Origin of the sequence: Catenibacterium sp. co_0103, from assembly GCF_004168205.1 — a bacterium.
Classification (GTDB): Bacteria; Bacillota_I; Bacilli_A; order Erysipelotrichales; family Coprobacillaceae; genus Catenibacterium; species Catenibacterium mitsuoka_A.
Window position 1 is genome coordinate 1 of sequence record NZ_RCYB01000066.1, and the last position, 11,103, is coordinate 11,103.

The 11,103-nt window shown below is 37.9% G+C and carries 7 protein-coding genes and 1 other annotated feature; all 7 genes read right to left on the reverse strand.

Features of this window, described 5'->3' with window-relative positions:
• Positions 1-122 precede the first annotated feature (122 nt).
• Positions 123-3,836, reverse strand: coding sequence for a DNA-directed RNA polymerase subunit beta' (gene rpoC / locus EAI80_RS09735; RefSeq protein WP_129981859.1), 3,714 nt, complete (start codon positions 3,834-3,836; stop codon positions 123-125).
• A complete protein-coding gene (rpoB, locus tag EAI80_RS09740; RefSeq protein WP_342771596.1) occupies positions 3,836-7,627 on the reverse strand; it encodes a DNA-directed RNA polymerase subunit beta in 3,792 nt (1,263 codons plus the stop codon). The genes rpoC and rpoB overlap by 1 nt, the downstream gene beginning before the upstream one ends.
• 142 nt (positions 7,628-7,769) lie before the next feature.
• Positions 7,770-8,357 (reverse strand): class I SAM-dependent methyltransferase, encoded by a 588-nt coding sequence (locus EAI80_RS09745; protein ID WP_129981861.1) that lies wholly within the window; start codon positions 8,355-8,357, stop codon positions 7,770-7,772.
• A gap of 61 nt (positions 8,358-8,418) precedes the next feature.
• Positions 8,419-8,784 (reverse strand): 50S ribosomal protein L7/L12, encoded by a 366-nt coding sequence (gene rplL, locus EAI80_RS09750; RefSeq protein WP_129981862.1) that lies wholly within the window; start codon positions 8,782-8,784, stop codon positions 8,419-8,421.
• Between the two features lie 25 nt (positions 8,785-8,809).
• A complete protein-coding gene (gene rplJ, locus EAI80_RS09755; protein WP_129981863.1) occupies positions 8,810-9,352 on the reverse strand; it encodes a 50S ribosomal protein L10 in 543 nt (180 codons plus the stop codon).
• Between the two features lie 37 nt (positions 9,353-9,389).
• Positions 9,390-9,510: a sequence feature (ribosomal protein L10 leader region), on the reverse strand.
• Positions 9,511-9,515: 5 nt separating this feature from the next.
• Positions 9,516-10,196: a 50S ribosomal protein L1 gene (gene rplA / locus EAI80_RS09760; protein ID WP_129981864.1), complete on the reverse strand. Its 681-nt coding sequence runs from the start codon at positions 10,194-10,196 to the stop codon at positions 9,516-9,518.
• A gap of 81 nt (positions 10,197-10,277) precedes the next feature.
• Positions 10,278-10,706, reverse strand: a complete 429-nt coding sequence (rplK, locus tag EAI80_RS09765; RefSeq protein WP_259848598.1) for a 50S ribosomal protein L11 — start codon at positions 10,704-10,706, stop codon at positions 10,278-10,280.
• Positions 10,707-11,103: the final 397 nt, after the last annotated feature.

An 11,103-nucleotide genomic window follows, 5' to 3' on the forward strand; every position in this document is an offset into this window, starting at 1 on the left:
AAGAAATAAGGGGTGAGATTCACCCCTTACTGCGTAATAATTAAAATTTAGGAAACCCCTAGTTATTTTAAATTACCTATATGAAAACACTATGGATATTTGTCCATAGTGTTTCTTATTAATTAAGCGTCATGGTGAGCAGAAACAAATTCTTCTGCTTCATCAAACATTGTAGATTCAGGAGTGAAGTTTTCAGCTTCTTCTCTTGATTTTTCAAGTTCAGCCTGCTGAGCAGCTTCTTCTTCCTCTCTCTTAATTGTTTCGTCAGACTTTAAAGGTCCTCTTAAGCCAGTACCTGCTGGTAATAGCTTACCAATAATAACGTTTTCTTTCAGACCCTTAAGTGGATCGACTTTACCTCTGATGGCAGCATCAGTAAGAATTCTTGTAGTTTCCTGGAATGATGCAGCTGATAACCAAGAATCAGTTTCTAATGAAGCCTTAGTAATACCAAGTAAGATTGGTCTACCTACAGCTGGATGTTTACCTTCCTTAAGAACCTGTCTGTTTAATTCAGTGAAGTTCTTAACTGAAACGTGAGATCCTGGTAATGCTTCTGTATCTCCACCTTCTACGATCTTCATTCTTCTCATCATCTGCTGAATGATGATTTCGATATGCTTATCAGAAATTTCGATACCCTGTAATCTATATACCTGCTGTACTTCTTTTAAGATGTAGTTTTCTACAGCTTCTGCAGAGGCAACAGATAATAATTCTTTTGGAGAGATAGAACCTTCAGTAATCTTATCACCTGGTTCAACAATATCTCCTTCTTTTACAGCTAACTTAGCACCAATTGGTGTTAAGTAAGTCTTAGTTTCAAGATCATTTGCGACAGTTACTTCTGAACGCTGATTGTTATGGTCACCCTGAGTTGTAATTGATGAAACATGTCCATTGATTTCAGAAATAATAGACTTAGCTTTTGGAACACGTGCTTCAAACAATTCCTGGATACGAGGAAGACCCTGTGTGATATCGGCGTCACCGGCAACACCACCCATGTGGAATGTACGCATTGTAAGCTGAGTACCTGGTTCACCGATTGACTGTGCAGCCATAATACCGATTGTTTCACCAAGTAATACTTCCTGACCAGTTGCTAAGTTTAGACCATAGCACTTACGGCAGATACCGTTCTTAGACTTACATCCGAAGATGTTTCTAATTTCAACAGTCTTGATACCAGCATCAGATACTGCTTTTGCTGATTTTTCGTTCATTAATTCATTTGCATGAACAATGATTTCACCAGTTGCTGGATCAACAATATCCTTTAATGATGTACGACCAACAAGTCTGTCTACTAATGGTACGATAATGTTACCATCAGCCGTATTGATTAATGCAGATACTTCGAATCCCTTATCAGTATGACAATCGTCTTCTGTGATAATAACTTCCTGAGCTACATCGACAAGACGTCTTGTTAAGTAACCTGAATCGGCAGTCTTTAAGGCTGTATCTGTAGAACCTTTACGGGCACCATGTGTAGAAATGAAGAATTCTGATGCAGTTAAACCTTCACGAAGAGCAGACTTGATAGGAAGTTCGATAGTTTCACCCTTAGGGTTACTCATCAATCCACGCATACCTACAAGCTGAGTGAAGTTAGAGATGTTACCACGGGCACCTGAATCTGACATGATGAAGATTGGGTTATCACGGTCAGCTTCGAACTCTTCTTTAACGATACCAGTAACTTCTTCTTTAACGTCATTCCATAATTTGATTACGGCTGTATAACGTTCATGTTCTGTTAACTTACCTTTGTTGTATAAATTCTTGATGACTTCAAGATGTTCATCAGCATCATCGAATAAGTGATACTTATCCTGAGGAATCTGAATATCGTAAGCTGATACTGTAATACCAGCGATAGTTGAATAATAGAATCCCTGATTCTTTAATCTATCAAGCATGACATGGATTTCATCAACTGGACAGATCTTGAAGTATTCATCGATGATTGCTCCAAGAGTCTTCTTAGTGAACTGCTTGATTAAAGGCTGATTCTTAATATGTTCCTTGATATCTGTACCATAAGGTAAGAAATATTTCATAGGAGTTGCTTTTAAGCTTGCCTTATCTGGATCATTTAAGTATGGGAATTCACCTTCAAAGATCTGGTTGAAGATGATCTTACCTACTGTAGTGACTAAGTACATGTTGTTCTGTTCTTCAGTGAATGTCTTATTCTTTAATGCTGAAGCACGGATTGCCATTCTTGTATGTAAGTTAACAGTCTTATTGTAATAAGCCATTAATACTTCGTTTACATCAGCAAATACTGTACCTTCACCAATCTGATCAGCTTTTTCTGTTGTTAAGTAATAGTTACCAAGCACCATGTCCTGTGATGGAGTAACGATAGGTTTACCATCTTTTGGACCAAGGATATTTCTAGAACCTAGCATTAACTGTCTTGCTTCCTGAATTGCTTCTTCACCAAGAGGTGCATGGATGGCCATCTGGTCACCATCGAAGTCGGCATTGAATGCTGGACATGCTAATGGGTGAAGACGGATGGCACGACCTTCTACTAGCTTAGGTTCGAAAGCCTGGATACCTAATCTATGTAATGTAGGGGCACGGTTTAATAATACTGGGTGATGTTTGATAACATCTTCAACGATTGGCCAGATCTTATCATCCATCTTATCTATCATACGTTCAGCAGCTTTGATATTAGTTGCTAATTCGTTTCTTACTAATCCAGAGATAACGAATGGCTTAAATAAGTTAACAGCCATTTCTCTTGGAATACCACACTGGTACATCTTTAATGTAGGTCCTACAGCGATAACTGAACGTCCAGAGTAGTCTACACGCTTACCAAGTAAGTTCTGTCTGAAACGTCCCTGTTTACCTTTAAGTGTATGTGAAAGAGATTTTAATGCTCTTCCTCCAGCACCTGTAATAGGCTTAGAACGTCTACCATTATCAATTAAAGCATCAACGGCTTCCTGAAGCATACGCTTTTCATTCTGTACGATGATACTAGGTGTACCTAATTCTAATAATTTCTTTAAACGGTTGTTACGAGTAATGACACGTCTATATAAGTCGTTTAAGTCACTTGTCGCAAAACGACCACCGTCTAGCTGAAGCATTGGTCTTAAATCAGGTGGAATAACTGGAAGAACATCCATGATCATCCATTCTGGCTGGTTATTGGAGCTTCTGAATGCATCAATTGCTTCAAGTCTCTTTAATAACTTCTGTCTCTTCTGACCCTGAGCTTCTTTTAACTGAGTTTCTACATCTTCAAGTTCAGCATCTAAGTCAACCTTCTGCAATAATACTTTGATTGCCTCAGCACCGATTTTAGCCTGGAACTGACCACCGAACTTTTCAACACAGTTACGGTAATCTCTTTCAGATAATACCTGCTTGTATTCAAGTGGTGTAGAACCTTTATCAGTAACAACATAAGATACGAAGTAGATGATTTCTTCTAACTGTTTAGGTGACATATCAAGGATAAGTCCCATACGAGATGGAACTCCCTTTAAATACCAGATATGTGCTACTGGAGTAGCTAATTCGATATGACCCATTCTTTCTCTTCTTACTGAAGAACGAGTGACTTCGACACCACAACGGTCGCAGACAACACCTTTATATCTTACTTTCTTATATTTACCACAAGCACATTCCCAGTCCTTAGTTGGACCAAAGATTCTTTCACAAAATAAACCATCTTTTTCAGGCTTCTGTGAACGATAGTTGATTGTTTCAGGTTTTTTGACTTCGCCATATGACCATTCACGAATCTTCTCAGGAGAGGCTAAACCGATCTGAATTGCTGAAAAATTATTATTCTCTGCCATTATTCTTCCTCCTCACCGCTTTTTCCAAATAATCCTTCGATAATATCATCGACTGATTCTGGAGCTTCATCATCATCGAAGCTGTCTTCTACGATATCATCTTCACCTTCGGCAACGAATTCTTCGTGAGTGTCAACTTCTTTATCTTCTTTTTCTTCTTTATCATCATTTTCTTCATCTTCTTTTGGCTTCTTAGGCGCATCGAATGAACGAGGGAAACGACGATCTTCATCTTCGATATTACCTACATTAATTTCATTACCTTCATCATCTAATAGACGAATATCTAATGCCAATGCCTGTAATTCTTTCTTTAATACTCTGAATGATTCAGGTAATCCAGGTTCAGGTAACTTCTGTCCCTTAACAATTGCTTCATAAGTCTTAACACGTCCTACAACGTCATCTGACTTAACTGTTAAGATTTCACGTAATGTATATGCTGCACCATAAGCTTCAAGTGCCCATACTTCCATTTCCCCGAATCTCTGACCACCGTTCTGAGCTTTACCACCAAGTGGCTGCTGAGTAACAAGTGAGTAAGGACCAACTGATCTTGCATGTAACTTATCATCAACCATGTGACATAACTTGATCATGTACATGATACCAACTGATACTTCGTTATCGAAATATTCACCAGTCTTACCAGAGATCACTCTCTGTTTACCGTTTTCTGGCATACCAGATTCTTTCATGATATTTTCTAAGTCCTTAGAATTGATACCATCAAAGGCTGGAGTAGCGAAATACTGACCACCTAACTGTCTAGCAGCATAACCTAAGTGTAATTCTAATACCTGACCGATATTCATACGAGATGGTACCCCTAATGGGTTAAGCATGATATCAAGTGGTGTACCGTCCTGTAAATGAGGCATATCTTCTGTTGGTAAGATCTTAGAGATGACACCCTTGTTACCGTGTCTACCTGACATCTTATCCCCTTCAGAAATCTTACGCTTCTGAACGATATATACTTTAATAACCTTGTTTACACCTGGCTGTAAATCATCTCTTTCAACTTCTTTATAAGCAAGAGAGTTTGCTGAACCATACTTGTTTTCATTCTTTCTTTCTTTACCTCTACGAGTGAATACTCTGATACGATGTACGATACCAGAACCACCATGAGGTACTCTTAATGAGTTATCTTTAACTTCTCTAGATTTTTCACCAAAGATAGCTAATAATAGTTTTTCTTCTGCAGATAATTCTGCCTGTCCCTTAGGAGTAACTTTACCAACTAAGATATCGCCTTCCTTAACTTCAGCACCAACACGGATAATACCGTTTTCGTCTAGGTTAGAACGAGCATCATCACCTACGTTAGGGATATCTCTAGTAATTTCTTCAGGACCAAGCTTCGTATCACGACATTCAATTGTATATTCCTGAATGTGGATAGAAGTATAGTAGTCTTCTTTTACAAGCTTTTCATTCATGATGACAGCATCTTCGTAGTTATAACCATTCCATGTCATGAAACCTACAAGAACGTTCTGTCCTAATGCTAATTCACCCTGTTCCATAGCTGGTCCATCAGCAAGAACCTGACCCTTAAGAACATGTTCACCAGCCATAACAATTGGACGATGGTTGATACATGTACCAGCGTTAGATACAGTGAACTTTAATAACTTATATGTCTTTTCGCCACTTTCACCTTCAACGATGATCTTCTTAGCGTCAACATATTTAACAGTTCCTTCTTCTTTCGCAACAACTGCAGCACCAGAGTCTCTTGCAGCCTGGAATTCCATACCTGTTCCTACATAAGGTGCATGTGGATTTAATAGAGGTACAGCCTGTCTCTGCATGTTACATCCCATAAGGGCACGAGTCGCATCATCGTTTTCCAAGAATGGGATACATGAAGATGCAACTGATACGATCTGTTTAGGTGAGATATCGATGAAGTCGATTTCTTCTGGCTTAGCCATGATGTTTTCACCTAAATGACGCGAAATAACCTGTTCATCAATGATACGGTCATTTTCATCAGTCTTAACTTTTGCCTGAGCAATAATATAATTCTTTTCTTCATCTGCTGTTAAATAACGAATATCATTTTCATCAATAACGCAGTTATTTACTTTACGATATGGAGTTTCAATGAATCCATATTCATTTACTTTTGCATAAGATGCAAGTGTAGAAATCAACCCGATGTTAGGACCTTCTGGTGTTTCGATTGGACAGATTCTACCATAGTGAGATGGATGGACGTCTCGTACTTCATAACCTGCACGGTCTCTTGATAAACCACCAGGACCTAAGGCAGAAAGACGTCTCTTGTTTGTTAATTCGGCAAGTGGGTTAATCTGGTCCATGAACTGAGATAACTGAGAACTTGCGAAGAATTCTTTGATTGCAGCAGTTAATGGACGAATGTTTGTTAATGATTGTGGAGTCATAGAATCATCTTCAGCTAAAGACATTCTTTCCTTAACTACTCTTTCCATACGTGATAAACCGATACGGAACTGGTTCTGAACTAATTCACCAACAGTTCTAACACGTCTGTTACCTAAATGGTCGATATCATCTAATAAACCAATACGGCTCATTAAAGACACTCTGTCTTCTGCTGCTAAGTCCTGAGAATCATAGATATCAACAAGGTTAAGCATATATGAATATGCAGCAATAAAGTCTGAAATAGTGACAAACTTACTATCTAATGAAAGATCAGTACCGATTACTCTCATCTTGATAGACTTAGATTCATCTGTATATACATCTAATACCTGAATAGTATGATTAGAATGCATATTTTCGTTAGTTTTAATTTCTCTTGTATGTGCACCTGCTTCAAATACTGGCTTTAAGATTTCTAATTTATCTTTAGTAATCTTAGTACCTTCTGTCATTACAACATTACCATCAACGTCAACAACATCTTCAGCAAGAACACGGTCAGCAATACGATCTAATAAGCTTAATTTCTTACGTAACTTAAAACGACCTGCTTTTGCTAAATCATAACGTTTTGGATCGAAGAAACGCGCAAATAGTAATGAGTTAGCACCATCTAAAGTAGCTGGTTCACCCGGTCTCAATTTACTATAAATTTCCATCAACGCATCATCAGTGTTATGTGTTGGATCCTTTTCAAATGTATTGTAGAGGAACTGATGTTCTCCGAAAACTTCAATAATATCTTCATTTGAAGAAAGTCCTAGAGCACGTAAAAGAATAGTACCTGGAATCTTCTTCTGACGGTCAATACGAACATTTAGAACATCCTTGGCATCATTTTCAAATTCTAACCAAGTACCACGAGATGGGATTACCTGTCCATTGAAGACAGTCTTACCAATCTTGTCTGTTCCATTACCAAAATAAGCTCCTGGAGAACGAACTAACTGTGAAACGATAACACGTTCTGCACCATTAACAACAAATGTACCTGAATCTGTCATTAACGGGAAATCACCCATAAATACTTCACTTGTCTTGATTTCTCCAGTTTTCTTATTTACAAGACGTAAAGTAGCACGCAAAGGAGCTGCATAGATTGCATCTCTTTCTTTACTTTCATCTGCATCATATTTAGGCTCATCAAAACGACAGTCTACAAACTCCAATGATAATGTGTCGTTAAAATTTGTGATAGGATAAATATCCTCAAATACTTCTCTTATACCTTTTTCCTGAAACCACTTAAATGAATCTGTCTGAATTTCGACAAGGTTAGGTAGTTTCAAAGAACCACTAATACGAGAATAATTGCGTCGCTTAATGCGGCTTTCTGCAGTTCTTACATTCTTTTCCAAAATCCGTTCCACTCCTTTTTTAATCTCTATCTGCAAGCTAAAAAGGGTCAAAATGACCTGCTTTTATACATGAGTAGGCATTTTAGTATACTAGCACAAGGGTACTTTTGTGTCAACCCAAAAAGGGAAATTTATACAATTTCCCTGTAGTTCATTATTTAATTGATTGAATTATGTAATAGCCTTTATTTCGCTTCAATACTTCTGCATTTCCAAAGACTTCTTCCATGCATTTCTTAGCACTTGGTGCACCCTGTTTCTTTTGTATGACAATCACAAGGCGTCCATTCTTATTTAAGTGTGAATAACTTTCTTTAAGAATAGTAGTCACAACATTTTTGCCAGCACGAATTGGAGGATTAGAGATGATCATATCAAATGTCTTCTCTACATTCTCATATGCATTACTTTCATATACACGCATATCTTCAAGATGATAATCTTCAATTGTGCGTTTAGCAAGTTCCATTGCGCGTCTATTGACGTCAACCATATCAAATGCGATATCTGGATAAACCATCTTTAAGCTGATACTCAAAGCACCATATCCACACCCAACATCCAATACTGATTTTACACCTTCTAGATTAACGGTGTCAAGTAGTGTTCTTGAACCGAAATCTACACTATCCTTAGAGAAAACACCACGATCACTATGAAACCCAATAGAATGTCCTTGATAATCGAAGTGAATGATCGTTGGTCTGCTTTCTATTTCATCATTTGTATAATAGTGTGACATTCTCATTCCTCATAAGAAAAAAGCCCTAAAATAGGGCTTTTATAATTGTGTTTGTATTAAATTACTTTAATTCAACAACAGCACCAGCAGCTTCTAAAGTTTCCTTTAACTTAGCACCTTCTTCAGCTGGTACGTCTTTCTTGATTTCAGATGGAACCTTGTCAACTAAGCCCTTAGCTTCAACTAGTCCTAAACCAGTGATTTCTCTAACAGCCTTGATAACTTTAACCTTTGTAGGTCCAACTTCCTTAAGGATTACTGTTACGTTAGCAGCAGGTCCTTCTTCTTCAGCAGCAGCAGCAACTGCAACTGGAGCAGCAGCTGTAACGTCGAACTTTTCTTCGATTGCTTTTACTAATTCGTTTAATTCTAAGATTGTAGCTTCTTCTAAGTAAGCTAAGATTTCATCAGTTGTTAACTTTGCCATTTTAATATTCTCCTTTATTTCGATATTAAGCAGCTGCTTCTGCTTCAGCAGGAGCTGCTGCTTCTGCAGATCCGTCTGCTTCTTTGTCAGCTACAGCCTTAACAGCTCTAGCAACTTTTGATACTGGTGCCTTTAAGCAAGCCAATAACATTGATAACATACCTTCTTTGTTTGGTAACTTTGAAAGTTCCATAACTTCTTCTTTGCTCAATAATTTGCCTTCAACGATTGCAGTCTTGATTACAAGAGCTTCGTGATCCTTAGCAAATTTTGCTAGTACTCTAGCTGGAGCAACAGCGTCATCATGACCAAATGCAATAGCGTTTGGACCAGTTAAGAATTCATCTAATTCCTGTTTACCACAAGCTTCTGTAGCACGAAGAGCTAATTTGTTCTTATAAACTTTAAGTTCTACGTTTTCAGCTCTTAAAGCACGACGAAGTTCAGTAACTTCATCAACAGTTAAGCCACGGTATTCAGCAACTACTACTGACTGAGCGTTAGATAACTTATCAGCGATTTCGTCGATGACTGCCTGTTTAGCGACTAATACTTTTTCGTTAGCCATTGTTACACCTCCATAAAAATTTTATTGCAACAATATACGCGTTATATAAAAACCCCTAGTTTACCTAGGGGTTTGTCATTTTCATACATGACAATATCCCTCGGTAACAAATTGAGACTTGCGTCAGTTACTGTCTACGGTATATTGATTGCGGCATTAATAATTAAGCAGCAACTTTTACTGCTGGACCCATAGTAGATGAAACTACACAGTTCTTAACGTAAGTTCCTTTAACTGCTGCAGGTCTGATTCTTAATAATAAAGCATGGATAGCTTCATAGTTTTCAACTAGCTTAACGCTGTCGAAAGATACACGACCGATTGGAAGATGTACGTTACCATCTTTATCAGTTCTATAATTAACTTTACCGCCCTTAGATTCATTAACTGCTTTAGCAACATCCATAGTTACTGTACCAGTCTTAGGGTTTGGCATTAATCCCTTAGGACCTAAAACACGTCCTAATTTACCAAGCTTAGGCATCTGATCAGGAGTAGCGATCATAACATCGAACTCTAACCAACCTTTAGCGATTTCATCTAAGATTTCCTGGCCACCAACTACGTCAGCACCAGCGTTTTTAGCTTCTTCAGCCTTTGGACCTTCAGCGATAACACAAACTCTCTTTGTTTTACCAGTTCCGTTAGGAAGCACGATAGCTCCACGTAACTGCTGATCTGCATGTCTAGTATCAAGATTTAACTTGAATACAACATCAACACTTGCATCGAATTTAGCAGTATTAGTCTTCTTAACTAATTCAATTGCTTCTTCGATTGAGTATAGCTTGCCAGCTTCAATCTGCTTAGCAGCTTCTACATATTTCTTTCCTTTTTTTGACATTTTCTTTCCTCCTTAAGTGGTCTTAACGGATAGACCTCCCACTGTAATGACGGAATTCAACTCCATCAGATTGCTAATTAATTAAGCGTCTAAGCCTTCTACTTTGACACCCATGTTACGTGCTGTTCCAGCAACGATTTTCATTGCTGCTTCTAAATCATTAGCGTTAAGGTCAGGCATTTTGTATTCTGCGATTTCCTTTAACTTATCAGCACTTAGAGTAGCAACAGTCTGCTTTGAATCACTTGCAGCTTTCTTGATACCACAAGCCTTCTTGATCATTTCAGCAGCTGGAGCTGTCTTTAATACGAAATCAAAGCTCTTGTCTTCATAAACAGTCAAAACTACTGGTACAGTTTCACCATGACGATCTTTAGTCTGATCGTTGAATGCTGTACAGAATTTTGGCATCTGAATTCCTGCACCTGCTAGAGCTGGTCCTGGTTTAGCACCACCTGCTGGGAACTGAATCTTCATAATTCTTACTACTTTTTTACCATTATTTGCCACGGTACACACCTCCATTAAAATATTGTCCGTGCTGTGGTTCGTTTGGGCCGAAGCCCTCCCACGCATTTGACGCCATGCGTCGATTACCAATTATACATAATACAAAGCAAAAATCAATGCTTTTTTAATTTTTTTTGACTTTTTTTACTCAACCTCAATTGTAAAATGAAACTGGAATTAAGGAATTGGGATAAAGGGGCATGCCCCTTTATCCCAATTCGCGTGGCCGCAGGCCCCTATTCTCAATTTTTGTAAAAAAAGTCCATAGAAATCGTATTATATAGTTACCACACTTTATAAGGAGATTTCTATGAACACTGTTAATATATCACAAAAAGCAAAAAATAAACACCTTAATTTTTCTCATTATGAATTCATCATCAATTCTTTGATTCAG

Coding starts and splice junctions, on each gene's coding strand:
- rplL (WP_129981862.1), bottom strand. CDS start 8,784: ATGGCAAAGTTAACAACTGATGAAATCTTAGCTTACTTAGAAGAAGCT.
- EAI80_RS09745 (WP_129981861.1), bottom strand. CDS start 8,357: ATGTCACACTATTATACAAATGATGAAATAGAAAGCAGACCAACGATC.
- rpoC (WP_129981859.1), bottom strand. CDS start 3,836: ATGGCAGAGAATAATAATTTTTCAGCAATTCAGATCGGTTTAGCCTCT.
- rplJ (WP_129981863.1), bottom strand. CDS start 9,352: ATGGCTAACGAAAAAGTATTAGTCGCTAAACAGGCAGTCATCGACGAA.
- rplA (WP_129981864.1), bottom strand. CDS start 10,196: ATGTCAAAAAAAGGAAAGAAATATGTAGAAGCTGCTAAGCAGATTGAA.